At 64.2% G+C, this 25,863-nt stretch carries 26 protein-coding genes and 1 pseudogene; 11 read left to right on the forward strand and 16 right to left on the reverse strand.

The window, feature by feature from the left end:
• Nucleotides 1-73 precede the first annotated feature (73 nt).
• The gene (locus IVB36_RS29525; RefSeq protein WP_018456059.1) at nt 74-223 is read left to right on the forward strand and encodes a hypothetical protein; all 150 of its coding nucleotides are present in this window, start codon (nt 74-76) and stop codon (nt 221-223) included.
• Between the two features lie 27 nt (nt 224-250).
• On the opposite strand, the gene IVB36_RS29530 is transcribed toward IVB36_RS29525, so the two are convergent.
• The 4 genes from IVB36_RS29530 to IVB36_RS29545 form a co-directional block, all read right to left on the reverse strand.
• Nucleotides 251-1,183, reverse strand: a complete 933-nt coding sequence (locus IVB36_RS29530) for a haloalkane dehalogenase (RefSeq protein WP_247394024.1) — start codon at nt 1,181-1,183, stop codon at nt 251-253.
• Nucleotides 1,180-1,770, reverse strand: coding sequence for a TetR/AcrR family transcriptional regulator (locus IVB36_RS29535; RefSeq protein ID WP_018456057.1), 591 nt, complete (start codon nt 1,768-1,770; stop codon nt 1,180-1,182). The genes IVB36_RS29530 and IVB36_RS29535 overlap by 4 nt, the downstream gene beginning before the upstream one ends.
• A gap of 120 nt (nt 1,771-1,890) precedes the next feature.
• The gene (locus IVB36_RS29540) at nt 1,891-2,187 is read right to left on the reverse strand and encodes a membrane protein (protein ID WP_018456056.1); all 297 of its coding nucleotides are present in this window, start codon (nt 2,185-2,187) and stop codon (nt 1,891-1,893) included.
• A gap of 2 nt (nt 2,188-2,189) precedes the next feature.
• Entirely contained in the window at nt 2,190-3,584 is a 1,395-nt protein-coding gene (locus tag IVB36_RS29545) for an OmpA family protein (protein ID WP_247394026.1), read from the reverse strand.
• A gap of 164 nt (nt 3,585-3,748) precedes the next feature.
• On the opposite strand from IVB36_RS29545, the gene IVB36_RS29550 reads away from it, so the two are divergent.
• Both IVB36_RS29550 and IVB36_RS29555 read left to right on the forward strand, forming a co-directional pair.
• Nucleotides 3,749-4,807, forward strand: coding sequence for a polysaccharide deacetylase family protein (locus IVB36_RS29550; protein WP_247394028.1), 1,059 nt, complete (start codon nt 3,749-3,751; stop codon nt 4,805-4,807).
• A 124-nt stretch (nt 4,808-4,931) separates the two neighbouring features.
• Complete coding sequence (locus IVB36_RS29555) at nt 4,932-5,732, forward strand: SDR family oxidoreductase (protein WP_018456053.1); 801 nt, start codon at nt 4,932-4,934, stop codon at nt 5,730-5,732.
• A gap of 110 nt (nt 5,733-5,842) precedes the next feature.
• Here the strand turns inward: IVB36_RS29555 and boxB are convergent, their stop codons facing one another.
• The 4 genes from boxB to IVB36_RS29575 form a co-directional block, all read right to left on the reverse strand.
• Nucleotides 5,843-7,279 carry a benzoyl-CoA 2,3-epoxidase subunit BoxB gene (boxB, locus tag IVB36_RS29560; protein ID WP_026233075.1) on the reverse strand — a complete coding sequence of 479 codons (1,437 nt, stop codon included), beginning with the start codon at nt 7,277-7,279 and terminating at the stop codon, nt 5,843-5,845.
• A gap of 123 nt (nt 7,280-7,402) precedes the next feature.
• Nucleotides 7,403-9,091, reverse strand: coding sequence for a 2,3-epoxybenzoyl-CoA dihydrolase (gene boxC, locus IVB36_RS29565; protein ID WP_247295966.1), 1,689 nt, complete (start codon nt 9,089-9,091; stop codon nt 7,403-7,405).
• A gap of 72 nt (nt 9,092-9,163) precedes the next feature.
• Complete coding sequence (locus IVB36_RS29570; RefSeq protein WP_018456050.1) at nt 9,164-9,985, reverse strand: alpha/beta hydrolase; 822 nt, start codon at nt 9,983-9,985, stop codon at nt 9,164-9,166.
• A gap of 52 nt (nt 9,986-10,037) precedes the next feature.
• Complete coding sequence (locus IVB36_RS29575) at nt 10,038-11,579, reverse strand: benzoate-CoA ligase family protein (RefSeq protein WP_247394030.1); 1,542 nt, start codon at nt 11,577-11,579, stop codon at nt 10,038-10,040.
• Nucleotides 11,580-11,719: 140 nt separating this feature from the next.
• On the opposite strand from IVB36_RS29575, the pseudogene IVB36_RS29580 reads away from it, so the two are divergent.
• Nucleotides 11,720-12,640: pseudogene (locus IVB36_RS29580) on the forward strand (helix-turn-helix transcriptional regulator); the annotation flags it as partial.
• Between the two features lie 12 nt (nt 12,641-12,652).
• Nucleotides 12,653-13,045 (forward strand): group II truncated hemoglobin, encoded by a 393-nt coding sequence (locus tag IVB36_RS29585; protein WP_018456047.1) that lies wholly within the window; start codon nt 12,653-12,655, stop codon nt 13,043-13,045.
• A gap of 90 nt (nt 13,046-13,135) precedes the next feature.
• Here IVB36_RS29585 and IVB36_RS29590 read toward each other — a convergent pair whose 3' ends face one another.
• Nucleotides 13,136-13,921: an IclR family transcriptional regulator C-terminal domain-containing protein gene (locus IVB36_RS29590; protein ID WP_018456046.1), complete on the reverse strand. Its 786-nt coding sequence runs from the start codon at nt 13,919-13,921 to the stop codon at nt 13,136-13,138.
• A gap of 112 nt (nt 13,922-14,033) precedes the next feature.
• Here IVB36_RS29590 and IVB36_RS29595 point away from each other — a divergent pair, with 112 nt between their 5' ends.
• From IVB36_RS29595 to IVB36_RS29605, 3 genes are all read left to right on the forward strand, one after another.
• Complete coding sequence (locus tag IVB36_RS29595) at nt 14,034-15,392, forward strand: aromatic ring-hydroxylating dioxygenase subunit alpha (protein ID WP_204513152.1); 1,359 nt, start codon at nt 14,034-14,036, stop codon at nt 15,390-15,392.
• A gap of 193 nt (nt 15,393-15,585) precedes the next feature.
• On the forward strand, nt 15,586-17,022 hold the full coding sequence (locus tag IVB36_RS29600) for a glutamine synthetase family protein (protein WP_026233074.1): 1,437 nt from the start codon (nt 15,586-15,588) through the stop codon (nt 17,020-17,022).
• 293 nt (nt 17,023-17,315) lie between these two features.
• Entirely contained in the window at nt 17,316-17,681 is a 366-nt protein-coding gene (locus IVB36_RS29605; protein ID WP_039799580.1) for a hypothetical protein, read from the forward strand.
• Nucleotides 17,682-17,847: 166 nt separating this feature from the next.
• Here IVB36_RS29605 and IVB36_RS29610 read toward each other — a convergent pair whose 3' ends face one another.
• The 7 genes from IVB36_RS29610 to IVB36_RS29640 all read right to left on the reverse strand — a co-directional run bounded on the left by IVB36_RS29610 (nt 17,848) and on the right by IVB36_RS29640 (nt 23,173).
• Nucleotides 17,848-18,561 (reverse strand): ABC transporter ATP-binding protein, encoded by a 714-nt coding sequence (locus IVB36_RS29610; RefSeq protein ID WP_247394032.1) that lies wholly within the window; start codon nt 18,559-18,561, stop codon nt 17,848-17,850.
• Nucleotides 18,554-19,321, reverse strand: a complete 768-nt coding sequence (locus tag IVB36_RS29615) for an ABC transporter ATP-binding protein (RefSeq protein ID WP_018456042.1) — start codon at nt 19,319-19,321, stop codon at nt 18,554-18,556. The genes IVB36_RS29610 and IVB36_RS29615 overlap by 8 nt, the downstream gene beginning before the upstream one ends.
• Nucleotides 19,314-20,258, reverse strand: a complete 945-nt coding sequence (locus IVB36_RS29620) for a branched-chain amino acid ABC transporter permease (protein ID WP_018456041.1) — start codon at nt 20,256-20,258, stop codon at nt 19,314-19,316. Before IVB36_RS29620 ends, IVB36_RS29615 begins: the two co-directional genes overlap by 8 nt.
• Nucleotides 20,255-21,172 carry a branched-chain amino acid ABC transporter permease gene (locus tag IVB36_RS29625; protein ID WP_007615745.1) on the reverse strand — a complete coding sequence of 306 codons (918 nt, stop codon included), beginning with the start codon at nt 21,170-21,172 and terminating at the stop codon, nt 20,255-20,257. The genes IVB36_RS29620 and IVB36_RS29625 overlap by 4 nt, the downstream gene beginning before the upstream one ends.
• 309 nt (nt 21,173-21,481) lie before the next feature.
• On the reverse strand, nt 21,482-21,700 hold the full coding sequence (locus IVB36_RS29630) for a hypothetical protein (RefSeq protein WP_026233073.1): 219 nt from the start codon (nt 21,698-21,700) through the stop codon (nt 21,482-21,484).
• 1 nt (nt 21,701) lies between these two features.
• Nucleotides 21,702-22,361, reverse strand: a complete 660-nt coding sequence (locus IVB36_RS29635; protein ID WP_018456038.1) for an acyl-homoserine-lactone synthase — start codon at nt 22,359-22,361, stop codon at nt 21,702-21,704.
• Between the two features lie 83 nt (nt 22,362-22,444).
• The gene (locus tag IVB36_RS29640) at nt 22,445-23,173 is read right to left on the reverse strand and encodes a LuxR family transcriptional regulator (RefSeq protein WP_018456037.1); all 729 of its coding nucleotides are present in this window, start codon (nt 23,171-23,173) and stop codon (nt 22,445-22,447) included.
• Between the two features lie 167 nt (nt 23,174-23,340).
• Here IVB36_RS29640 and IVB36_RS29645 point away from each other — a divergent pair, with 167 nt between their 5' ends.
• From IVB36_RS29645 to IVB36_RS29655, 3 genes are all read left to right on the forward strand, one after another.
• Complete coding sequence (locus IVB36_RS29645) at nt 23,341-23,517, forward strand: hypothetical protein (RefSeq protein WP_018456036.1); 177 nt, start codon at nt 23,341-23,343, stop codon at nt 23,515-23,517.
• Between the two features lie 332 nt (nt 23,518-23,849).
• Nucleotides 23,850-24,788 (forward strand): LysR family transcriptional regulator, encoded by a 939-nt coding sequence (locus IVB36_RS29650; protein ID WP_018456035.1) that lies wholly within the window; start codon nt 23,850-23,852, stop codon nt 24,786-24,788.
• Between the two features lie 143 nt (nt 24,789-24,931).
• Nucleotides 24,932-25,810 (forward strand): shikimate dehydrogenase, encoded by an 879-nt coding sequence (locus IVB36_RS29655; RefSeq protein WP_018456034.1) that lies wholly within the window; start codon nt 24,932-24,934, stop codon nt 25,808-25,810.
• Nucleotides 25,811-25,863: the final 53 nt, after the last annotated feature.

Here is a 25,863-nt window from a genome sequence, read left to right on the forward strand (position 1 = left end):
GGCGCAGACGCCATGAAGTTTTGATGATTTCGGCCGTACAATGTTCCGTCACGGCTTAAGTCGAAATCAATCTATGGGCGGGATTTCGCTGTTGAAAGAGGGTCGCGCCGCGCGCGGCCGCTGCGGCGCGCACGATTACGTGGCCGACGGCTCGCGCTCGATCATCCGGTTGCACTGCGACATCACAGACGTCATTGCGGCCGCCCGCCAGCGGCCGCGATGAGCACGTCGTTCGGAGGTAGCGTTCTGCTCAGGCCGCAAGCTGCGGGCGCACTGCCTCGATGCCCGCGATCCAGCCGGCGACGGAGCGCCCGATCGCCTCGGGGTGATCCTCCTGGAGGAAATGCAGGCCGGCGCCGAGACGAACCAGCGCGCAGTGCTTCAGGGAGGCTGCAAACCGTTCGGCAAATTCCGGTGAGACCAGAGCTCCGGGCTCGCCGGTGAACAGGAGCTTTGGATAGAACGACGCGGCCAGCGCTGCATGCGCGGACTGCAGAGCCTGATAAACGTCAGCGGGCTCGCCTGCGATCGGCAGTTCGCGCGAAAGTGCAAGAACGGGCCGGCGGCTCTCTGGTGTTGGAAACGGCGCGCGATAGGGCGCCATCTCGTCATCGCTGAGCTTGCGGACCATGCCGCCGGGTAGCACGCGCTCGACGAAGGCATTCGCCTCGAGGATCATCGCCTCGCCCTCGCCCGGCGTCCTGAATTTACGGAAGGCCGCCCGCGCCGCCTCGGCATGCTCCTGCTCTGCGGCAACCTCGGTGTCGTGGAAGTCCTGCCAGGTCGGCATCGGACGAATGAATTCCATGAAGGCAAGGCCGCGCACGAAATCCGGCCGGCGCGCCGCAAGATGAAATGCGAGCGCCGTGCCCCAATCCTGCGCGACCAGATAGGCCGACGTAATGCCGCGCTGTTCGATGAAGGCATCGAGATAGCGGACGTGGTCGAAGAAGCGATAGGCGATGTTGGGCTTGCCGGACTGACCGAAGCCGATGTTGTCGGGCGCGAGGCAATGCGCGACCGGTGACACCAGGGGCATGATGTTGCGCCAGATGTGCGAGGACGTCGGATTGCCGTGCAGGAAGAGCGCGACCGGCGCGTTCTGCGCGCCTGCCTCACGATAGGCCATGCCGCTTCCGAGGACGGACGCTTTGCGAAGCTTGATGTCGATCTGCTTGGTCATGTCAGCTCCTTGAACACGGTTTGGAATGCGATGCTCTTGAAACGTTCGAGCGCTTTGGGATTGCGGTCGACCTTCATGCGCAGGATCGCGCCCTGCCAGGACGCGAGCAGGAAGTCTGCGAGCTCCTCGGGCTCGAAATCGGATGCGATCTCGCCGCTGGTTTGGGCATCCCTGATGCAGGCGGCGAACGGCATGCGCCATTCAGCAAAGATGGCCGCAAGGCGCGCGCGCAGCATCTCGCTGCTGCCGGTCGCCTCCAGACTGAGATCGCCGATCAGACAGCCGCGGCCGTAGCCGTCCGCTTCGAGCCGGCCAATGATGATGTCCAGGTAGCGCTTCAGCCGAGCCCGCGGGGTCAGCGAGGTGTCGTCGAGCGCCTCGGCGACCAGCCCCCTTGTGATCTCGAAGTAGCGGTCGAGCACCTCGGAGGCGAACGCTTCCTTGGAGCGGAAATGATTGGTGAAGGACCCCTGCGGCGCGCCCGCAGCAGTGGTGACGTCGCGCACGCTGGTGCCGTGATAGCCGGTCCGAAACATGACCTTCAGGCCGGCGTCGAGAATGGCGTCTTTGAGCGAGGGCTTGGGCATAGCGTTATAATACGTACGTACGTATTATTGTCAAGCGCGCTTTGTCGCCCTGGAAATCTGATGGCAGCGCAAGTTGATGAGCGCGATAGCGGGCGCGCGTTTGCCTCTCAGCTCAGCCGCTCAGGCCGGTGGCATGCTGCGCGCGACCACACGGTCGCGCAGCCAGGCGCCGATGCCGCCGCCGACGAGGTAGCAGGCGAACATGACCAGGCCGAGGTCGAGCCAGTAGCCGAAGCGACCGGGGACCACATGCGCGAACGAGGCCGCGACCAGGCCGGCAACAAGCACGGCGAGCCAGCGCGCGGTCACCTTCGAGGTGCCGTTGCCGCGTTGGACCACCGAGATCCAGCCCATGCAGAAGCCGAGCAGCAGCGAGCCGATCAGCCAGCCCAGATGGAACGAGACGAGATAGGGCATCGTCACCTCACCAGAAATTCGATGCGGCGGTTCTGCGCCTTGGCGTCTTTGCTGTCATTGCCGGCGACGGGCTGCGTGCTGCCGTAGCCGACCGCGGTGAACCGGTTGCCAGGCAAGCCGGCCTTGACCAGGTAGTCGATCACCGCCTTCGCGCGCTTCTCCGACAGTGCCTGGTTGAAGGAATCCTCGCCGTCGGCATCGGTATGCCCGGCGACCTCGATATTGGTGGTGGGACATCGCAATGCCGTCTCGATCAGATGATCAAGAATGCCGGCGGAATCCGGATCGATCTCGGCGCGCTTCGCCCCGAAGCGAATCTTGGCCTTGGCCAAGAGCTCGGAGAACAATTGCTGGCACACGGTGCCGTCGACCGGCCCGGCCGCGGGTTTCACCGTGATTTCCGGCTTGTACTGCCAGTTTTTCGGAAAATCCTTGCCGAGGCCTGCGCGGATGTCGTTGGCGGCACCTTCATAGAGCGCATCGCCCGACAGCTTCACCTCGCGGTCGGACACGACGAGCGTGCCGGTCGACAGTCGCGACAGCGCGCCGAGCGCTGCGACCACGGCGGGGCTGAAGGAGCCGGGCGCGCCGACGCTGGCCTTGAGATTGTCGACAACCTTTTCGTTGAAGAATTTCCGCGACGCGCTGGTGGCGATGGCCGCGTGGACATTGTTGTCGGGAACATAGCCGGTCAGCGTCACCGTCGCGGCCACCGGATCCTTGTAAGCCTGGAACACGTAAGGCGGCGCCTTGACATCGTTGGCGGCGATCGAAAAGCCCTCGGGCAGGTTTTTAAGGGCCGCTGCGACCGCTTCGCGGCCGCCGAGATCGCGCGCCATCCCTGACAGAGTGACTTTGGTGTCTGTGATCGTGATCTTGCCGTCCTTGAGCTTGCCGATCTGGTCGAGCAGCAGCATCGCAGCCGCCTCGAACCGCGGCGGTGCGCCGCGGGCCAAACCCATCTGATCGGCCACCTCGGTGCCGCCGACCTCCTTGCGGGCCGCCTCGGTCAGGCGGCCCTTCATCGACGGCAGGGGCGCGGAGCCTGACAGCGTCACCCGCACCACGTCGCGCTCGGCGTTCCAGACGAAGGGCTTTGCCTCGGGCACGAGGCGGGTCCGGTCGTCGACCAGGCGCACGCCGGGGACGGTCTCGACCGCCACAACAGCGTCGCGGCGCCCCTCCTCAGAAAACGCGTCCGCAGCCAGGCTGACGTCGCGGCCATCCACCGCGATCCGGGTCTTGTCCAGAACGGTATCCTTTAGCGCCGCCGAGCTGCGGGCGGAAAGGTCCGCCTCGACCGGCAAAGTGTTATTCCAGGCCGCAAATCCCCACATGACGGCCAAGGGGATCAGCCCCGGCCACCATTTGCTGGCCCACCTGAAAAGCTTGTGCATTCGACGACCCGAACTCTGGAACCGGAGACAAAACAAACCCTTGGCAGGCTGTCAAACCGGAAATGACGCCCTTCCGAAGGCCGGGCCTGGACAATTGGAATAACTTTTTCTTCAAGGGTTCTTCCGTAAGTTGAAAGCGGAATGCCAAAGTCCGCCAGCGGGTCATGAAACAACTCCGTAACAACGTCATCCGCGCCGGGCTGGAAGCACTCTATTTCAGCGGCGCCCACCACCTGTTGCGTCCGCTTTTGTCGGGCGTCGGCGCCATATTCATGCTGCATCACGTGCGGCCGGCCCGCGGCGCGGCGTTCCAGCCGAACCGGCATCTCGAAGTCACCCCCGAATTCCTGCGTGCCACACTGCGCCACCTGCGCGCGCGCGAGATCGACATCGTCAGCATGGACGACCTGCACGAGCGGCTGGTGCGGCGCCGGTTCGACCGCCGCTTCGCCGCCTTCACGCTCGACGATGGCTATCGCGACAATCTCGATTTTGCGCTGCCGGTTCTGCGCGAATTTGACGCGCCCTTGGCGGTCTATGTCGCCAGCGATTTCGCGGAGGGGACGGGCCGGCTGTGGTGGGAGGCGCTGGAGGCCGTGATCGCCAAGACCGAGCAGATTGAGGTGACGATCGGCAATGCCGCGCTGCGGCTCGATGCGACGACGCCAGCCGCCAAGCAGGTGGCGTTCGATCGCCTGCACGACTGGTTGCGCGCACTGCCCGGCGAGCACGATCTCAAGCGCGAGATCGAGGCGCTCTGCACGAAGTACGGCGTCGACATGGCCGCGCTGTGCCGCAGCCTCTGCCTGTCCTGGGACGAGGTGAAGACATTTGCCGCCGATCCCCTGGTCACGATCGGCGCGCATTCCGTCAGCCATTGCAATCTCGCCAAGCAAAGCGAAGCGATCGCCACGCAGGAGATGGCCGTGAGCCGCGCGCGGATCGAGCAGGCGCTCGGCCGCAACGTTCAACATCTGGCCTATCCCTATGGCGATCGCGAGGCGGCGGGCGAGCGTGAATTCGTGCTCGCTGCATCCGCCGGCTTCAAGACCGCGGTGACGACGCGGCCCGGCATGCTGTTCGCCGAAGACGCCGGCCGCATGACGGCGCTGCCACGGGTCTCGCTCAACGGCAATTACCAGGACACGCGGATTCTGCCGGTGCTGACCTCGGGCGCCGCGACCGCGATGTGGAACGGCTTCCGCAGGATCGCGGCGGCTTAATCTCTCCGTCTTGGCTGCCCGAACTCGGACGTCGCATGGCGAAAGCCAGGACGACGATGCGGCACTTTCCTTGACTCCCCTCCCTACCCCGCTCAAAACGTCGCCAAACACCAAGGGAGGCACCATGTTCAACGATCTGTTCTCGCTCAAAGGCCGCGTCGCGCTGGTGACCGGTGGTTCGCGCGGCATCGGCAAGATGATCGCGGCGGGATTTCTCAGCGCGGGAGCCGCGAAGGTCTACATCACCGCGCGCAAGGCAGGACCTTGCGAGGCCACCGCGAGAGAGCTGTCAGGCCGATATGACGGTGAGTGCATCGCGCTGCCGATCGACATCTCGACCGTCGACGGCTGCGACAGGCTCGCTCGCGAAATCATCAAGCTGGAGCCGAAGCTCAACATCCTCGTCAACAATGCAGGGGCTGCCTGGGGCGCGGAGTTCGACGAATTCCCCGAAAGCGGCTGGGACAAGGTGATGGACCTCAACGTCAAGTCGCTGTTCTTCCTGACCAAGGCGCTGGCCAAGCCGCTGCGCGCGGCGGCTTCGCATGAGCGGCCCGCCAAGGTCATCAACATCGCCTCGGTTGACGGCATTTTCGTCAATCCCGGCGAGACCTACTCCTATGCCGCGAGCAAGGCCGCGGTGATCCATTTGACGCGGCGCATGGCGACGAAACTGATCAAGGACAACGTCAACGTCACCGCGATCGCGCCCGGCGCGTTCAAGTCCGACATGAACCGGGCTGCGCGCGACCATTCGGACGAGGTCGCCAAGCGCATTCCGGCGCGGCGGATCGGAACCGACGAGGACATGGCCGGCGTGGCGATCTATCTCGCCTCGCGCGCGGGTGACTACGTGGTCGGCAACACCATCGCGGTGGATGGCGGCGTGGTGTACGCGAACGCGGGGCTGGAGATCGCGGGGTAGGCGGGGGCGCGTCAGCACGACGCCCTCACCTCACACTCCGGTGTAGTCCCGGCCTTCGCCGGGACGACAGGTGAGTATGTAGCGCGGCCGTCGCGCCTCGCTGGCGGCCCTTACGACTCGATCCTCACATATTCGAAATCGCCGGGCTTGTTGTCGATGCCGACTTTCGGCGGTGAGATCCAGGAGGCGAACTGGCCGGTCTCGGTGACGGGCTGCATCAGCGAGGTGATGAAGTCGCCGTCCGCGGTCGAGGGCAGCCATTCGTCCTTGCGCTTCGCCCAGGTGGCATCGTCGATCAAAATGCCGTCGGGCGTCGCGTGGATGCCCTTGAACTCGCCGATATGGCGGTGGAAGGCGACGTTGGGCAGCTTGAGCTGAAACTGGTAGCCCGCGGTCGAGATCACCTTGTTCCAGCGCAGCATGCCCTTGACGCAATCCTGGCTGTAATCGTCGCGCAGGCGCATGTTGAGCGCGGTCAGCGCCGGCTCGTCGACGAGCTTGATCTCACCGTCGATGAACTTCAGCACCGGATAGGTGGCGTTCTTGAGCTGATGATCGTCGTCGATCTGGGTCTCGTGATAGCGACCCTTGATGCCGGTGTTGAAGGCGTTCGCCGCGTTGGTCGAGACTTCCGAGCCAAACAGATCGAGCGACAGCGTATAGTGCAGGTTCAGCTTCTTCTGAATGGTCGGCAGGTCGATCACGCCGAGCGCGCGGACCTTCGCGATGTCGGTGGGATCGGTGATGCCGGCTTCGCGCATCGCATCGCAGGTGCGCTGCACGACGCGGGTGATGCCGGTCTCGCCGACGAACATGTGGTGCGCTTCTTCCGTCAGCATGAAGCGGCAGGTGCGCGACAGGGGATCGAAGCCGGACTGCGCAAGCGAGTGCAGCTGCATCTTGCCGTCGCGGTCGGTGAAGTAGGTGAACATGAAGAAGGACAGCCAGTCCGGCGTCGCCTCGTTGAAGGCGCCCAGCATGCGCGGCGAGTCGGCGTCGCCCGAGCGGCGGCGCAACAAATCGTCGGCCTCTTCACGTCCGTCGCGACCAAAGTACTTTTGCAGCAGGTACACCATCGCCCAGAGGTGACGGCCTTCCTCGACATTGACCTGGAACAGATTGCGCATGTCGTACAGCGAGGGCGCGGTCTTGCCGAGATGGCGCTGCTGCTCGACGGAGGCGGGCTCGGTGTCGCCCTGGATCACGATCAGACGGCGCAGCATGGCGCGATACTCGCCCGGGACTTCCTGCCAGGCCGGCTCGCCAAAATGCTCGCCGAACGGCACGACGCGGTTCTCTTCCTGGGGAGCAAGGAGAATGCCCCAGCGATACTCGGGCATCCGCACATAGTCGAACTTGGCCCAGCCGCGCGGATCGACCGAATAGGCGGTGCGCAAGTACACCAGCGATTCCTGGAAGCCTTCCGGCCCCATGTCTTTCCACCAGTCCATGTAGCCGGGATGCCAGCCTTCCAGCGCCTTGAGCACCTGGCGGTCTTCGGCCAAATTGACGTTGTTCGGAATCTTGGTCGAGTAGTCGACGTTCATGATGTTCATGGAAGACCTCCCGTGTGGGACTAGTTCATTAAATCGCGGGCATCGAATTGTGGGATCGCGAATAGCGAGGCGAATGACGTCTCTATTCGCTATTCGCCACTCTCCATTCGCGCTCTACACTCGCGTCATATCGAATTTCGGCTTCTGGCCGCTGCCGTAGCGGCGCAGCGCGCCTTCCTCGCCGACCGCGTTGGGGCGCTGGAAGATCCAGTTCTGCCACGCGGTGAGGCGCGAGAAGATCTTCGATTCCATCGTCTCGGGGCCGACGAAGCGCAGGTTGGCTTCCATGCCGGTGAGGCTGTCGGGCGAGAAGCTGGCGCGCTCCTCCAGGAACACGCGGACCTCGTCGTCCCAGTCGATGTCGTCGAGTGCGAAGGTGACGAGACCGAGCTCTTCGGCCTGCTCGGCGTCCAGCGCGGTGCCCGTCGTGGCTTCCGCGCGTTCCACATCGGACGGATCGGCCTGGAAGCGCGACTGAAGCCGCGTCAGGCCATGGCTCATCGGATACGGGCCAAAATTCATCGCTGACAGTTCGATCGACGGCGGCGGGCGGTTGTCGCCCTGGCGCGTGCCGATCAGCATGTAGGAACGGTCGGCGGCGAAGACGAGCTCGGCGAGCGTGCCGGCGAAGCAGGAGCCGGGCTCGACCAGCGTCACCAGCGTGCGCGAGGTGACGTCGATGCGCTTCAAGACACGCTTCCAGTAGTGCCTGATTTCGTTGACCAGCCAGTGCGCCTTGTTGGCTTCGAGGAAGGCGTCGCAGGCGAGCACATGGGCGCGGTCGCCGTGACTCTTGAACACCAGCATCGCGATCTCGAGCTCGTTGATACGCAGATGCAGGATGGCGTCGTCGAGTTCGCGCGCGACCTGGAGCGGCCAGAACGCGACACCCTGCGCCATCATCCCGTCGATATCGGCGGGCGGCGCGGCTTCAGGCGCCTTGATCGAGATCGTGGCGATGCGGGCGGCGCGGTCGACGTCGACGGTGACAAAGCCGTAGCGGATGCTCGTCTCATCGATGATGCGCTTGAGCGGCGTCAGCGCGATGCCCTTGCCGCTGCCCTTGCGCTTCGAGGCCTGGGCGAATTCCCTGGCGCGCTCGGCAACCTTGCCTTCGAGCTTGCTGTTCGGCGCGATCTCGTCGACCAGGCGCCATTGCACGGCGCGCTTGCCCTTCACGCCTTCTTCGATGGTGCAGAAGAAATCGGCGTGATCGCGGCGCACCTTGCGCTTGTCGACCACACGCGTGAGGCCGCCGGTGCCCGGCAGCACCGCCAGCAGCGGCACTTCGGGCAAGGCGACGGCGGACGCGCCGTCATCGGCAAGCATGATGTAGTCGGTGGCGAGCGCGAGCTCATAGCCGCCGCCGGCGGCCGAGCCGTTCACGACGGTGATAAAGCGCTGGCCGGAATTCTCCGACGAGTCTTCCATGCCGTTGCGGGTCTCGTTGGTGAACTTGCAGAAATTGACCTTGTGGGCATGCGTCGAGCCGGCGAGCATGCGGATGTTGGCGCCGGCGCAGAACACGCGGTTCTTGGCCGAGCGCATCACCACGACCTTCACCTCGGGGTGCTCGAAGCGCAGGCGCTGGACCGCGTCGGCAAGCTCGATGTCGACGCCGAGATCGTAGGAATTGAGCTTGAGCAGATAGCCCTCGAACAGGCCGCCATTCTCGTCGACGTCCATGGTCAGGGTGGCGACGTCACCGTCAACCGCGAGCTTCCAGTGCCGGTAGCGGGACGGCTCGGTCTGGAAATCGATGAATGTCGCGCCGCCTGCGAGGCGCCGATCTTCCTCGGCCATGGGCCACCCTTGAGTTCGTCTTGGTTTACCGTTAGATGCACAATAATGCATATTGTTGGGCGCGTCTAGACTTTAACGGCCCATACATGCATTTTGTTGCATGTCCTCTCCTAGGGCCGCTGCTGCAAATTGCTCAATCGCGTGAAGCGTCGCTCCCGGAGCTTCGCGATGCGGAGAATGCGCCGCGCCTGACATGACTTTCAAATCGACCGGGCAATAGCATTCGTGCTGCGCGATCTCGGCCTGACGCAGCGTCCCGTATTGGTCGTCCACGCCTTGAAGGATCAGGACGGGAACGCGGATATAAGCGAGATATTCCGAGATATCCCAGTCGCGGAATTTGGGATCGAGCCAGGCGGCGTTCCAGCCGTAGAAGGCGTTGTCGACGTCCGTGTGCCAGCGCGCGAGCTTTGCCTTCAGGTCGGTGGTCTCAAATGCCGTCTTGATGTCCGCAATCGACTTCACCGAGATGTCCTCGACGATGAAATGCGGCGCGATCAGTACGAGGCCGTTCAGGCGATGATCCTGATGCGCGCCGGCATAGATCGTCGCGATCGACGCGCCGTCGGAATGGCCGAGCAGCAGGCCACGCCTGAAGCCGATCGCGTCGAGGATCTTCGGCAGCACGTCGAGTGCCTCGCGCTGCATGTAGTCGAGCGGCCGCGGCAGCGCGACCTTGCTCGACTGGCCGTAGCCCGCGCGCGAATAGACGAAGATGCCGGCGGAGGTCGCCTCTCGCAGCTTCTCGGGGAAGTCACCCCAGAGCCCGACCGAGCCGAGGCCTTCATGCAGCATGACGATGGTCGGTGCATCGGCGGATTGCGGCGCCAGCCATTTGTATTCGAGGCTGGCGTCGCCGATGCTGAGGAAGCCGGTGGGGGCGAGGTTGGTCATGCTCTGTCGCTCTTCTCTCTCCGTCGTCAAGCCCGGCCATGACGACCTGTTGTCAATTCGCCCCGTCCCGCAGCTTGAACCGCTGGATCTTCCCCGTCGCCGTCTTCGGCAAGGAATCCACCACGTCGATCCAGCGCGGATATTTCCACGGGCCGATCTTCTGCTTGACGTGATCCTTAAGCATCTCCTGCAGGCCCGCCGTCGTCGCGCCGGGGCGCAGCACGACGAAGGCCTTGGGCTTCAGCAGACCTTCCGGATCGGCTTCGGGCACGACGGCAGCTTCCAGCACGGCGGGATGCGTGATCAGCGCGCTCTCGACCTCGAAGGGCGAGACCCAGATGCCAGAGACCTTGAACATGTCGTCGGCGCGGCCGCAGAAGGTATAGCGGCCCTCGGAATCCCTGACATATTTGTCGCCGGTGCGGGTCCACGGCCCCTCGAACGTGCGGCGGCTCTTGTGGCGCTGGTTCCAGTACCCCTCGCCGGCGGAGGGCGCATCGACCAGGAGCTCGCCGACCTCGCCGTCGGCGACATCCTGTCCGGCCTCGTTGACAAGCCGCACCGCATAGCCGGGCACCGGTTTGCCGGAGGAGCCGTATTTGATGTCGCCGGGCGCGTTCGACAGGAAGATGTGCAACAGCTCGGTCGAGCCGACGCCGTCGAGAATATCGACGCCGAAGCGCGCCCTCCAGCTGTTGCCGACGGACTCCGGGAGCGCCTCGCCGGCCGAGGTGCAGATGCGGAGCGACTTGCCGCCGCGCCCGCTCTTCATCGCTTCGTCGTTGAGCATCGCCGCGAACAGGGTCGGCACGCCGTAGAAGATCGAGGGATTGTAGCGGTTCATCAGGTCGAACATGCGTGCGGGCGTCGGCCGTTCGCTGTTGAGCACCACGCTGGCGCCGACCGACATCGGAAAGGTCAACGCATTGCCGAGGCCATATGCGAAGAACAGCTTTGCCGCGGAAAGACAAACGTCGTTCTCGCGAATGCCGAGCACCTGCTTCGCATAAGTGTCCGCGGTCGCCTGCATGTTCGAATGGATGTGCCGCACGCCCTTGGGCATGCCGGTCGAACCTGAGGAATACAGCCAGAATGCCGGTTCGTCGGAATGGGTGGCGGCGGTGGTGAACTGATCGCTCTCGTCCGCAATCTCCTCGGCGAGCTGCTTGTGGCCGTTCTGTTTGGCGCCGGAGACCACGACATGCTCCAGATCCGGCATGCGGCCGACGACGTCCTTGATGACGGGATAGAGCGCTTCCGAGACGAACAGCACGCGCGCGCGGCAATCGGCGAGGATGTAGGCGTATTGATCTGATGTCAGCAGCGTGTTGAGCGGCACCGGCACGATGCCGGCGCGGATCGCGCCCAGAAACACGATCGGGAAGTCGACCGTATCCAGCATGATCATGGCCACGCGCTCTTCGCGGCGGCCCCCGAGCCGGCGCAGCATGTTGGCGGCGCGCCGCGTTTCGCGCTGGAGCTCGCCATAGGTGAGGCGTGAGACGGTGTCGTCGAAGGCGAGCTTGTTGCCGCGTCCCTCCTCGACGTTCCGGTCGAGCAGCCAGGTCACCGCGTTATAGGATCCCTCGCTCACGGACTTCTCCCCTGAATTTAGAATTATAATTCATAGAAAGACACCGCCTCGGCTTGCTGTCAATGCCAGCAGGCACTATGTTTCATTAATACGCGCCGCAGGACCTCTTTAAAAGAAGACATCCGCTCAAGCAGGCCCATGATCCGCAGTCCATGACCGACAGTCCCGACGCCGAATCCCGATTTCTCGAACAGCTCGGCCAGCGCGTGCGCACCATGCGCGCGCTGCGCGGCATGTCGCGCAAGGTGCTCGCTAAGGTATCAGGAATATCGGAGCGCTACATCGCGCAGCTCGAAAGCGGCAAGGGCAACGTCTCCATCGTGCTGCTGCGCCGCGTCTCCGACGCGATGGGCGCGCATCTCGAAGACCTGCTTCCCTCGGCCGATCCGACCCCGGACTGGCAGATGTTTCGCGATCTCCTGCGCAAGGCGACGCCGGCGCAGGTCGCACAAGCAAAAGATCTGCTCGCAGGCGGCAGCGCCTCCGCGCCGCGGCGCGCGCCGTTCTGCGGCATCGCGCTAATCGGCCTGCGCGGCGCCGGCAAATCGACGCTTGGGCGGATGCTGGCGAAGAAGGTCGGCTGGAGCTTTGTCGAGCTCAACAAGGAGATCGAGCAGCAGAACGGGCTGTCGGTCGCCGAGATCATCGCGCTCTACGGCCAGGAAGGCTTTCGCCGCATGGAGCAGGCGGCGCTGCAGCAGCTGCTCGCGCGCAACGAGCTGATGGTGCTGGCGACCGGCGGCGGCATCGTCTCCGAACCTCTGACCTTCGACCAGATCCTGTCGTCGTTCTACACGATCTGGCTGAAGGCCGAGCCCGAGGAGCACATGGCCCGCGTCCGCCGCCAGGGCGATTTGCGCCCGATGGCCGACGACCGCTCCGCGATGGCGGAGCTGCGCAACATCCTCTTGAGCCGCGAGCCGCTATATGCGCGCGCGACGGCGGTGGTCGACACGGCGGGGCTGTCCGTCGATGCCGCCGCGGCGCGCCTGGTTGATGCGGTCCGGCCGGTGCTGCAGAACGAAGCGCGCAGCTTCGGGCTGCGCAGCGTCGCGCTGTAGGTCCGAACTCCCATGACCGAGAGCGACGTCGCAATCGCCATGTTCGAGCGGATCGGCGGCAGCGCCACGATCGATCGACTGGTCGATCGCTTCTACGACCGGATGGATACGCTGCCGGAGGCGAAGATCATCCGCGCGATGCATGCGGACGACCTCGGCCTGATCAGGGATGTGCTGAAGCGCTATCTCACCGAATGGACCGGCGGCCCGAAACTCTATTCGGTCGAGAAGGGCCACCCGCGGCTGCGCCAGCGCCACATCGGCTTTGCCATCGGCGATGCCGAGCGCGACGCGTGGATGCTCTGCATGCGCGGTGCGCTGGAGGAGACGGTTGTGGACGCCGCAGCGCGGCAGGACCTCGACAAGGCGTTGTCCGGCCTCGCCGACTGGATGCGCAACCGCTAGTGATTTTTGCACGGGCGCGTAGCCCGGATGAGCGAAGCGACATCCGGGTCTTCACGATGACTTTCCCGGGTATCGCTTCGCTCACCCGGGCTACAAGAGTTGCGACCGCAACGCCTCCGCGCCCTCACGCAACAGCGGCAAAAATCGCTCGATCAATTCCTGCGCCGGCACGCGATCGACGTGCGCGCCCATGTTAATGGCGGCGACGATCACGCCGTCGTAGCGGCGGACGGGGACCGAGATCGAGCGGAAATGCGGCTCGGCCTCGCGGTCCACCAGCGAATAGCCCTGCGCGCGATCGGCGACGGTGCGCGCGAGCAGCACCTTGGGATCGGTTACCGTCTGCGGCGTCAGCGCTTCGCGCTTCGTCGCCGTCAGGCGCGCAGCAAGCTCGGCATCGTCGAGTTGACCGAGCATGGCGCGGCCGACCGAAGTGCAGAAGGCCGGAAGCCGGTAGCCGATTTCCAATCCGCCCGAGAACATCCGCGCCGGACTGCTGCGCGCGATGAACACGACCTCATCGCCGTCGAGCACCGCGAGCGAGGAGATTTCGTTGGCCGCTGTCGCGACGCGGTCGAGCACCGGTTGCAGGACCGTGACGAGTTGGCTCGACCGCAGATACGACGCGGCGAGTGTCAGCACATGTGGCGTCAGCGAGAACAGCTTCCCGTCGCCACTGACGAAGCCGCCGCGCTGGAGCGTGAACAGCATGCGCCGCGCGGTGGCGCGGGGAAGCTCAGCGGCACGGGCGAGATCGCTCAGCGTCATCGGGCCGGCCGTGATGCCGAAGCATTGCAGCAGGCGCAGCCCGCGATCGAGGCTCTCGACGAAATCCGTCGCGCGTTCGTCGCTCTCGCTTCGCTTCAGCTTGGGCATGGTGTCGGGTCATTCGTGCAAAATAGTGCTTGCTGCCGCGTCAAGGCATGCCATAATTCGCCCATTCGTTCAATAGGCGAACAAACGCCATTCCATAAAGGATGCACTCGCCATGATGAGCCAGGAGCAGAACGACCTGATCACCCGCACCGGTGCGAAGGACCCCTGCGGGAAGCTGATGCGAAGCTACTGGCAGCCGGCGGCGCTGGTGGACGAGCTCGACGGCGATCGACCGATCCGTCCCGTCAGATTGCTCGGCGAAAGCCTGGTGCTGTTCCGCGACGAGACGGGGCGTTACGGCCTGATCGATCGCCACTGTGCGCATCGCGGCGCCGATCTCGCCTTCGGACGGCTCGAGCATGGCGGCCTGCGTTGCGCCTTCCATGGCTGGCTGTTCGACGCCACCGGGCAATGCATCGAGACGCCGGCGGAGCCGAAGGACTCAAAGCTCTGCCAGAACATCCGTCAGCGCTCTTACCCTGTGGTGGAGAAGAGCGGCATCCTCTGGGCTTATCTCGGCGAGGGCGAGCCGCCGGCATTTCCCGAGCTCGACTGCTTCGTCGCGCCCGGCACGCACACCTTCGCGTTCAAAGGCCACATGGCCTGCAACTGGCTCCAGGCGCTCGAAGTCGGCATCGACCCCGCGCACGCCTCCTATCTGCATCGCTTTTTCGAGGACGAGGACACCTCGACGGCCTACGGCAAGCAGTTCCGCGGCACATCGGCAGGCAGCGACTTGCCGATGACGAAGATTTTGCGCGAATACGACCGCCCGATCATCAATGTCGAGCACACCGAATACGGCCTGCGGCTGATCGCGCTGCGCGAGATCGACGAGGAGCGCACCCATGTGCGCGTCACCAACCAGCTCTTTCCGCACGGCTTCGTCATCCCCATGAGCACGGAGATGACGATCACACAGTGGCACGTGCCGGTCGACGACGAGAACTGCTACTGGTACGCGATCTTCACCAGTTATTCGAACCCCGTGGACAAGCAGAAGATGCGCGACCAGCGGCTCGAGCTCTATGAGCTGCCGGATTACAAATCGCGCAAGAACGGGACGAACGATTACGGCTTCGATCCGCACGAGCAGCAGACGGCGACCTATACCGGCATGGGCACCGACATCAACGTCCACGACCAGTGGGCGGTGGAATCGATGGGCGCGATCCAGGACCGCACCCGGGAGCACCTCGGCACGAGCGACAAGGCGATCGTGCAGTACCGGCGCCTGCTGCGGCAGGAGATCGAGAAGGTCGCAGGCGGCGAGAAGCCGATGCTGCATCTCGACGAGGCCACCGCACGTTCGATCCAGGGTCCGGCGACCATGGACGGCATCGGGCCGACCCGAGGCTGGGAGATCTACTGGATGGAAGTCGACGTCAAGCGCCGCCGCAGCGCGCCGTGGACGGCGCCGGTGCCGAAGGAGATCGCGGACAACGTGCATCGCCTGACGGCGGCGGAGTGATAATGCAGTTCGCCGCTAGCGAGGCGAGACGGCGGCTCCACATTCTCCGCTGTCATGCTCCGCGAAAGCGGGGCATCCAGTACGTCGCGGCCTCTCGTGAACACACGGACGTCTCTGGAATACTGGATCGTCCGCCTTCGCGGACGATGACAGTGTGCGCTATACTCTCGCCGAGCAAGAAGGAACTGCCAAAGTGACTTTCGTCGCGCGTCATGCGCTGTGGTCGGATGAGCAGAAGGACGCCGCATTGCGCGTGCGGCGCATCGTCGACGAGAAGAATCTCGAGGTCATCCGCCTCGCCTTCCCGGACCAGCACGGCATTTTGCGCGGCAAGACCATCGTCGCCTCCGAGGCGATCGCCTCGCTGGAGAGCGGCTGCTCCATCACCACCACCATGCTCGCCAAGGACACCTCGCACCGCACGGTGTTTCCGGTGTTCACGTCAGGCGGCGGCTTCGGCATGAAGGAGATGGAGGGCGCGGCCGACGTGCTGATGGTCGCCGATCCCACGACGTTTCGCGTTTTGCCATGGGCGCCAACCACGGGCTGGGTTCTCTGCGACCTCTATTTCAACGACGGCCGTCCCGTGCCGTTCGCGACGCGCGGGCTCTATCGCAAGGTGCTCGACGAGCTCGCAAGTCGCGGCCATGATTTCGTGGCAGGCCTCGAGGTCGAATTCCACATCTTCAAGCTCGACGATCCGCATATGCGCCCGGAGGATGCCGGCCAGCCCGGCACACCGCCTTCGGTGAGCCTGCTCAGCCACGGCTATCAATACCTCACCGAGCAGCGCTTCGACCAGATGGAGCCGGTGCTGGAGATCTTGCGGCGTGACATCGTCGCGCTCGGTCTGCCCTTGCGCTCGGTCGAGGTGGAGTTCGGGCCGAGCCAGTGCGAATTCACCTTCGCCCCGAAGAAAGGCATTGAGCCCGCGGACAACATGGTGCTGTTTCGCTCTGCCGTGAAGCAGATCGCGCACCGCCACGGCTATCACGCCACGTTCATGTGCCGGCCGAAGCTGCCGAACCTGTTCGCGAGCGGCTGGCATCTGCACCAATCGGTGGTCTCGCGCGCGAGCGGCGAGAACCAGTTCATGGCCAAAGACGGCGGCGAGCCGCTCAGCGCGTTCGCCCGCGCCTGGCTTGCGGGCCTGCTCGACCACGCCCGCGCGTCGACCGTGTTCACCACCCCGACCATCAATGGCTACAAGCGCTACCGCTCCTATTCGCTGGCGCCGGACCGCGCGATCTGGGGCCGCGACAATCGCGGCGTGATGATCCGCGTGCTCGGCGACGCCGGCGACGCCGCCACGCGCCTGGAAAACCGCATCGGCGAGCCCGCCGCCAATCCCTATCTCTACATGGCCTCGCAGATCCTCTCCGGCCTCGACGGGGTCGACCGCAAGCTCGATCCCGGCCCGTCGGCCGACACGCCTTACGAAACCAAGGCGCCGCTGTTGCCGAAATCGCTGCGCGACGCGGTCAGCGCGCTGAAGGACGATCCGTTCTTCCGCGAAAAGCTCGGGCCTGAGTTCGTCGATTATTACACCCACATCAAGAATGCCGAGATCGACCGCTTCCTGTCCGAGGTGACCGACTGGGAGCACCGCGAATATTTCGAGGTGTTTTGAGCCAGACACGCCCTCACCTCCCCGTGAGGCGACTTCGTCCGCTCAGTTCCGACGACATTTCACCGCTCCCGACGAAGCCATTTTCCAAGGCCCACGAAAACCGCCGGAAAGACGGGCGATGTAGATTTGCTCCGTGATCAACAAAGGAGTTCGGTCATGTGGGGTCATCTGTTCAGTTTGATCTATCGCCTGTCCTGCCGCGCCACTCTGATTGAGATCGGGGCGGGTCGCTCGTCGCGATAGAGGCCCAGCGGATTTAGGTAAGAGCGATTGACTAGCGAACGGAGGGTGTCATGCGAAAGCTGATCCTGATCGCGGCAATGTCGCTGCTGGCAAGCCAGGCCTATGCCGGCGGACCACGGAGCCTTAGCCTTGCGGCGACAAATGCGAGCCAGCAGACCGCCGAGCCGGGAACGACAGCAGCCACGCCGCCACAAGCTCCGGCGGCAGCACCCACGAATGTCCAGACGGCGACCACGGCCGCAGCTTCAACGTCTCCGGCAGCGACTGCGACGACAACCGCGATCGCTCCGGCCGCAACTCAGTCCAGTGCCGCGCCGATTGCCAGCACAAGAGAAATGACCAAGCCGAAACGTCGCCAGCCATCCACCGAGGCCCGCGTGATTCGCGAACTGCATCGGCACGGGATTTACTGGTGATTGCCAATGTCGTCCTGGCGAAAGCCAGGACCCATTACCCCAGGGAAAAGTTGTCGCACGCGGCTGCTAACCGCCAATCTTCGCCAAACTGAATTCGGTGGCTATGGGTCCTGGCTTTCGCCAGGACGATAACGTATGAGCGGCGCCCAGCATCGCGCCCTCACCCTCAAATCCCTAGATATTTGTGCTGCAGATCCGGCTCAGCCAACAGCTCGTCCGAGGTGCCGCTCCATACCGTCTTGCCGCGCTCGATGATGGTGTGGCGGTCGCAGATGCGGGCGAGGTGGTCGACGTTCTTGTCGACGACCAGGATCGACTGTCCCCGGCTCTTGAGCAGCGACAGGCAGCTCCAGATCTCTTCGCGGATCAGAGGCGCCAGGCCTTCGGTCGCTTCATCCAGGATGAGCAGCTTCGGGTTGGTCATCAGCGCGCGGCCGATGGCGAGCATCTGCTGCTCGCCGCCGGAGAGCTGGTTGCCCATATTGGAAGCGCGCTCGGCCAGGCGAGGAAACATCACGTAGATCGCCGCCAGCGTCCAGGGATTGCTGCTGCCGAAACGATCGGCCGCTGCCGCGACAAGGTTTTCGCGCACGGTGAGGTTCGGGAAGATCTGCCGCCCCTCGGGGACGAGGCCGACACCGAGTTGCGCGATCCTGTAGGACGGCTGCGTCCGCACTTCCGAGCCCGCAAAGCGGATGCTGCCGGCGCACGCCGGCGTCAGGCCCATGATGGATCGGATGGTCGTGGTTTTGCCCATGCCGTTGCGACCCATCAGCGAGACCATCTCGCCTGATTTGACCGACAGGGACAAGCCGAACAGCACCTGGGACAGGCCGTAGCAGGTCTCGATGCCGTCGACCTCGAGCAGCGTGTCATCCATGGTGCGTCACCACATGGGCCTCGCCGAGATAGGCGCGCTTGACGTCCTCGTTCGCCCGAATCGCGGCCGGATCGCCGGAGGCGATGACGCGGCCATAGACCAGCACGGAGATGCGGTCGGCGAGCGCAAACACCGCCGGCATGTCGTGTTCGACCAGGACGATCGAGACCTCCTTGCGCAGCTCCTGGAGCAGCTGCACCATGCGCTGGGATTCGGTGACGCCGAGTCCCGCCATCGGCTCGTCGAGCAGCAAAAGTTTCGGCTTGCTTGCCAGCGCAACCGCCAGCTCGATCTGGCGACGCTCGCCATGGCTGAGCCTGGACACCAGGACATCGGCACGATGGACGAGACCGACGCGATCGAGCGCGGCATGCGCGGCATCGCGCAGGCCCTTCTCCTTGCGTGCATCGGCGAAGAAGCGGAACGAGGTGCCGGCATGCGCTTGCGCCGCGAGCGCGACATTGTCGGCGGCGGTGAAATCGAGCAGCAGCGAGGTGATCTGGAAAGAACGTGCCAGGCCCAGCGCGCAGCGGCGATAGGCCGGCAGATAGGTGATGTCGCGCCCCGCCAGCGAGACGCTGCCGGAATGCGGCTCCAGATGCCCTGTGAGCTGGCTGATCAGCGTGGTCTTGCCGGCGCCGTTCGGGCCGATGATGGCGTGCAGCTCGCCTGCCGCAACGTCGAGCGAGACGTTGTCCGTCGCAATGATGCCGCCGAAGCGGCGCACCAGCCTGTCGACGCGGAGCAGCGGCTCAGCCACGATTGAGCCTCCCGAGCAGGCCCATGATGCCGCCGCGGCCGAACAGCACGATCAGCAGCAGCAGCGGACCCATGATCAGCGCCCAGTATTCGGTGAGCTGCGACAAGAACTCTTCCAGCAACAAATACACCACCGCGCCGATGACCGGACCGAACAGCGTGCCCATGCCCCCGAGGATCACCATCACCATGAGGTCGCCGGAACGGGTCCAGTACATCGCGGCCGGGCTGACGAAATCGGTGTTGTTGGCGAGCAGCGCGCCGGCGAGGCCGCACATCATGCCCGAGATGACGAAGCAGACCAGCTGGTAGCGTTTCGAGGGAAAGCCGATCGCCTGCATGCGCTGCTCGTTGGAGCGCAGGCCCTGCAGGACGAGGCCAAAGCGCGAATTGACGATGCGCCAGATCAGGAAGACCACGCCGAACAGGCAGGCGAGGCAGAGATAATAGAATTGCGTGCGGTTCGACAGATTAATCAGCCCGGAGAAGTCGCTGCGCTTGTAGACGGTGAGGCCGTCATCGCCGCCATAACGCGCCAGCCCCGAGGCGACGTAATAGGCCATCTGCGCGAACGCCAGCGTGATCATGATGAAATAGACGCCGCGGGTGCGCAAAGACAGCGCGCCGATCACCAACGCATAAAGCGCGGAGGCCGCAAGCGCGACCGGAAACTGGATGAAGCCCGAGCCCACGCCTTCCTGCGCCAGCATGCCGACCGCATAGCCGCCGATGCCGAGATAGGCGGCGTGGCCAAAACTCATCATGCCGCCAAAACCCATGATGAGGTTGAGGCTCGCGGCCGCCAGGGCCAGGATGACGATGCGGGTGAGCAGCGTCAGGATGAAGATGTTGCCGGATGCTTGCGAATAGAGCGGCAGCAGCACGAGACCCGTCAGCAGCAGGACCGTGACGACCTTGCTCACAGTGAAAGCCTTCATCGGCGGTTGGCCGGAAACAGCCCCTCCGGACGCACCACCAGCACGATAGCCATCAGCAGATAGATCAGCATGGAGGACAGCGCGGGCGCGGCGGTGGAGGCCGCGGCGCCGCTCAGCACCTGCCGCAGCAGATTGGGCAGGAAGGCGCGGCCGAGGGTGTCGATCATGCCGACGAAGATCGCGGCCAGGAACGCGCCGCGGATCGAACCGATACCGCCGATCACGATGATGACGAAGGCGAGGATCAGAATGTTCTCGCCCATGCCGATCTGCACGGTGAGGATCGGCGCCTGCATCAAGCCGGCAAGGCCCGCGAGCGCGGCACCGAGACCGAACACCAGGGTGTAGAGCAGCTTGATGTTGATGCCGAGCGCACCGATCATCTCGCGATTGGAGGCGCCGGCCCGGATCAGCATGCCGATGCGGGTGCGCATCACGCCGAGATAGAGCAGCAGCGCAACCAGCAGCGCCACGACGATGATGGCGAGGCGATAAGCGGGATAGTGAATGCCCGGCAGGATCGGCACCGGCACGGTGAGCCAGGCCGGCAGCGGCAGCGCAAGGCCGGCCGGCCCCCAGATCAGCCGCACGGCCTCGTTGAAGAACAGGATCAGGCCGAAGGTCGCGAGCACGTGGTCAAGATGGTCTCGTCCGTAGAGATGCCGCAGCGCGGTCATCTCGAGCACGATGCCGAGCACGAGCGTCGCGCCGAGCGCCAATAGCGCACCGAGCAGGAAGCTGCCGGTCCAGGCTGCGAAGGTCGCGGCGAAATAGGCGCCCATCATGTACAGCGAGCCGTGCGCGAGGTTGACGAGATCCATGATCCCGAACACCAGCGTCAGGCCGGCGGCGAGCAGGAACAGCAGCAGGCCAAACTGCAATCCGTTCAAGAACTGTTCGACGACGAGCAGCATCAAAACTCTTTCAGGCGCACGCAGGTTCGCGCCGATGTTCGAACACGGTCGCCATCAGTGAAAGAGCTCCCCCTGCCTGGACAAGGCGGAAAAATGGGTAATGGCAGTATCGTTCCGAGGCAAGAGCGATTCGACACCCAACATGCACTTTGTTGCATGCCGATGCATCCGATCGGTCCTGGCCCTGCAATCGGTCTTGCAAGAAGACTGCCGCGCAGGATGGGTCAACCTGCCGCACCCAAACGGATCACCCTCCCTCCGTTGCGGGAGAGAGGGTGTGAATTCGTCGCAACGTGTGGATGGAGACGCCTAGTGCGACGTCATCTGCCGGCGAAGGTCATCCGGCTCGGCAAGCACGCTGTTGGCCGTCGAGGCCTCCAGCGCCGCCATCCGGAACAGATAGGCGAGCGTCGCCAATCCGGTGTCTTCCGCCATCTGCGCGAGTTCGAGCGCCATGTCGGACATGTAGCCCAGATTTTCGTCCTTGATCTGCGCCATGATCTGGCTGTCCCGCATCATGTTCGACATCTCAGGCGCTCTTTCGTTGCGCGGCAGCGAGGCCGCAGAGGTTGGCAAGGGCGATGCAATTGATACGCGGACCGTCCTGTTGGACGATGGAAGGCACGCCGATGCGATCATGCAGGGCATCGAGCGTCTCGCGGAGAATGTCGATCGTCGCCGCCATGGTCCATGCGTTCTCCACCAGTGCCGGCAGACCGAGCGGGGTCACGACGAAGCCGGCCTCATGAAAGCGCGGCAACCACCAGGTTTCCATGATCGCGCTGACCTGCGCGATCCCCTGACCGAGGCAGAACTCCTGCACGGCCGCCATCAGTTGCAGGTTGAGCGCGCCGTCGCGGCGATCGCGCACGACGAAGTAGCGCGACCATTCCCAGACCAGAGGATCCACCGGGTAGCCGCGCACCGCTGCCAGATGGGGAAAGACCTCGCTCATCATCGAAGGCTTGGTGGTCGGGTAGAGCCGGTGACCGCCGATGACGCGGCGTCCCTCCAGCGCAAGCAGATAAACGGTGTCCTCGTCGTCATAGGAATCGATTTCGCGGCAATCCGGCCTGCGCAGCGTCTCCCAGCGCCGCTCTTCGACGAAGATGTCGTGCCGCAGCCGAAAATGCTGATCGAGTACATCTTCGTAAAGGTGGCGATTTACTGCAGAAATGGCGTGAATCATGAAAACCCCCATTCATCCTCAATGGAGGGCACCCTCTGCGAAAAGAGGATGGTTCGGTATTGGGAAATTTCCCAGTACGTCGCTTAGGGATTGATGATCTTGTTGCGAATCGCCAGTGCTACCGCATGCGTACGGTTGACGGCTCCGAGCTTGCGCCCGGCGGTTGCAAGATGCTCTTCGGCGGTGCGCTGCGTGATGTGCAGGATCTCGCCGATTTCCCAGGCCGATTTGCCCTGCGAGGCCCAGGCGATCACCTCGCGCTCGCGCGGGGTGAGGCGTGCCGAGGGATACGGCGCTGGATCGAGCAGACGGCGAATGTGGTCGAAGCCATACATCGCCATCAGGTGCAGTGCCGGCTTGCTGCGGGGATTGAGGTCGAGATGGACGCCCCCGAGCGACACCGCGGCCTCGTAGCCGGTGAGTCCGTGGATCGGCACAATGAAGCCGCGCGTCATGCGAAAATCGGTGGCGCGGTTCATCACCTCGGCCGCGTTCGGCTCGAGCTCCGCATCATAGGGTGCTTCCGACCATTCGAACGGGTTGACTGACTGGCGGCACAACCGCACCACCGGGTCGAAACGGTCGTAGTTATTTTCGGTGTAGAGACCAAACCAGCCCGCGGGCCAGCGCTTGGCGAGCACCATCTGTGCAAACTGTTGGTCGGGATTGGGCAACCCCGTCACGATGATAGTTTCAAAACCGAAGCGACCAAAGGCCGATTCGAGCGCATTCATGGCGTCGGGCACCTTGCGATAGGCCCCAAGCCCCTCGATGAAGTCGAGCGCTTCCCGGCCATAATCCACGGCGGACATCGGTGCGTTTCCTGACCCTCGCTGTGCGATATAGCACGTCTTGGGGCACTGCCTCAATTCACGGATTCCGTAGTTTCCCGGTATCCCATTGACCCCGAAGGCTTAATCTACTTGTGGAAGAAGGGACGTCAAGATACACCTACAATGTCTGAAGCGGGGAAACCACGATGGAAGACGAGGACATCGCCCTCAACAGCGTGCTCGGCCTGGAACTCAACCGCGTATTTTTCGCCGTCCGCGAAACGGCAAACAAGCAGAAGATCATCGAGTTCGCACGCGGGGTGCTGCAAAGCGAGCGCAGCAAGCCGGCAGAGAGCGCCACGCCGGACGGACCGGCGAGCTAGCACGCAATTGCTGTGAGCGCACGAACGGTCCGTTCGGCGCCATGCCTTCCTCTGATCTGAACCGAACAACCGAACGCGAATGTTTCCTTCCTTCTCCCCTTGTGGGAGAAGTGGCATAGGCGGCCTTCGGCCGCCGTTCTTAAAACAAAACGCCGACGCTTCGCATCGGCTATGGCGCCGGATGAGGGGTTGTTTCCACGCGTTCAAATGCGCGAGGCTCGTGCGGGGAGAGAACCCCTCACCCGCCTCGCGCTATCGCGGCGATCCGCCCTCTCCCACAAGGGAAGAGGGAAAGGCAGCGCCGACCACGATTACCTTCGGATGCCCAGGACATGATGACGCTGCGCCAGGTTGAAGTGATCCGTGCCGTGATGGTGACGGGCACGATCGGCGGCGCGGCGAAGCTGCTGAACGTTTCGGCGCCGGGCATCAGCCGCCTGGTGAAATATACCGAGCGCTCGCTCGGCATCCGCTTCTTCCAGCGCCAGAACGGCCGCTATTTCCCGACGCCGGAAGCCGAGAACATCTTCGAGCAGATCAACGGCGTCTACAAGAAGGTCGACGACCTCTCCGAGATCATCTCCAAGATCGGGCGCGGCGGATTGTCGGAATTGCGCATCGGCTCGGTGCCGAGCATTTCGCAAGTCATGGTGCCGCGCGCGATCGAGCGGGTCCGGCGGCGCTATCCGGATTTGGGCATCGACATCAACATCCTCAAGCTCGAGGAAGCCATCGACTATCTCATGCTCGGCCGCGGCGAGTGCGTGGCGATGAGCTATCGCCTGGAGCATTCCGGGCTCGACTTCATGCCGCTCGCCTCGGGCGAGCTCTATTGCATCGTGCCGCCGGGCCACGAGCTCGCCGGCCGCAAGCAGGTCTCCGCCGCCGAGATCACGCGCTATCCGCTGATCGGCATCGATCCCAATGATCCCTACGGGCGGATCATGGCCGAGATCTTCGCGCGCCACCGCCTCGAGTACAACATCACCATCCGCGCCCGCTTCGGCACCACGGTCTGCGCGCTGGTGAAGGCGGGGCTCGGCATCGCCATCATCGACCAGTTCACGGTGGCCCATGGGGGCTATCCCGGCATCGAGCTGATCAAGATCACCGAGCCGACGCGATTCGACACCTATATCGCGGTGAAGCGCGGCGCGCCGCTGTCGCTTCATGTCGAGTATTTCATCGAGTCCCTGCGCGCGGAGATGCGCGCGGTCGAGCCGTCGCGGGGCAAAGGCAGGGCCGCGCCGCCACGGGCGCGGAAGAGATAACATTATGTTAGGTTTGCAGCACAAAAGGGTAATTGTGTTAGGCCGAGGAAAGGCTATCGTTCCTGGGGGAAGCCCCTTGGAATTGGGCGGATCTCCCCGCTAAAGGCCGGGATCAAACGCTCCCAACGAGACGATAGCGAACCATGTCAAAGCGCGGACCCGCCGCACCCAAAAAGCTCCTGACCGGCCTGATCGGCGCACCCATCGCGCATTCTGCCTCCCCTGCCATGCATGAGCGCGCCGCGGAGGGGCTTGGGCTGCGCGGCCATTACCAGCTCATCGAGGTCGCCGGCGCCGACGCGGGCGGGCTCCGCATGATGCTCGAGGGCGTGCGGCGGCTCGGCTTTGCCGGCGTCAACGTCACTTTTCCCTACAAGGAGGCGGTGGTCCCGCTGCTCGATGAACTGGCACCGGGTGCCGCCGCCATGGGGGCGGTCAACACCGTCGTCGTCAGGAACGGCCGGCTGATCGGCCACAACACCGACACGACGGGCTTTGCGCGCGCCGTCGCGCCGCTGCTGGCGGCCTCTGGAAACGCAGTCGCCGTGATCGGCACCGGCGGCGTCGGCAAGGCGATCGCGTTTGCCCTGGCGAGCCTTGACGTGACCGACATCCGTATCTTCGACAGCGAGCCGGCACGCGCCGAAAAACTCGCCGCGCTGCTCGACAAACAGGGTGGCGCCAGGGTCGCCGCAAGCGTCGAGGCCGCGCTCGACGGCGCAACGGGCCTCGTCAACGGCACGCCGGTCGGCATGCTGCCGAACCGGGAAACGCCGGTCGCGCCGACGCTGCTACGTCAAAACCTGTGGGTCGCCGACGCCGTCTATTCGCCGCTGATCACGCCGCTGCTGGCGGCTGCCCAAGCCAAGGGCGCGCGGATCATGACCGGACGGGAGCTTGCGATCTACCAGGCCGCCGACGCTTTCGAACTGTTCACTGGCCTTGCCCCATCCACCGAGATCATGGGAGAGGCATTCGACGAGGTGATGGCGGCACGAAGCTCGGCCTATCACGCAGCGTAACCGAAACGGCCGGACACAAGGCCGCGGACACCATCACGAAACAGGAGGAGAAA

Source organism: Bradyrhizobium sp. 35 (genome assembly GCF_023073215.1).
Taxonomy (GTDB): Bacteria; Pseudomonadota; Alphaproteobacteria; order Rhizobiales; family Xanthobacteraceae; genus Bradyrhizobium; species Bradyrhizobium canariense_D.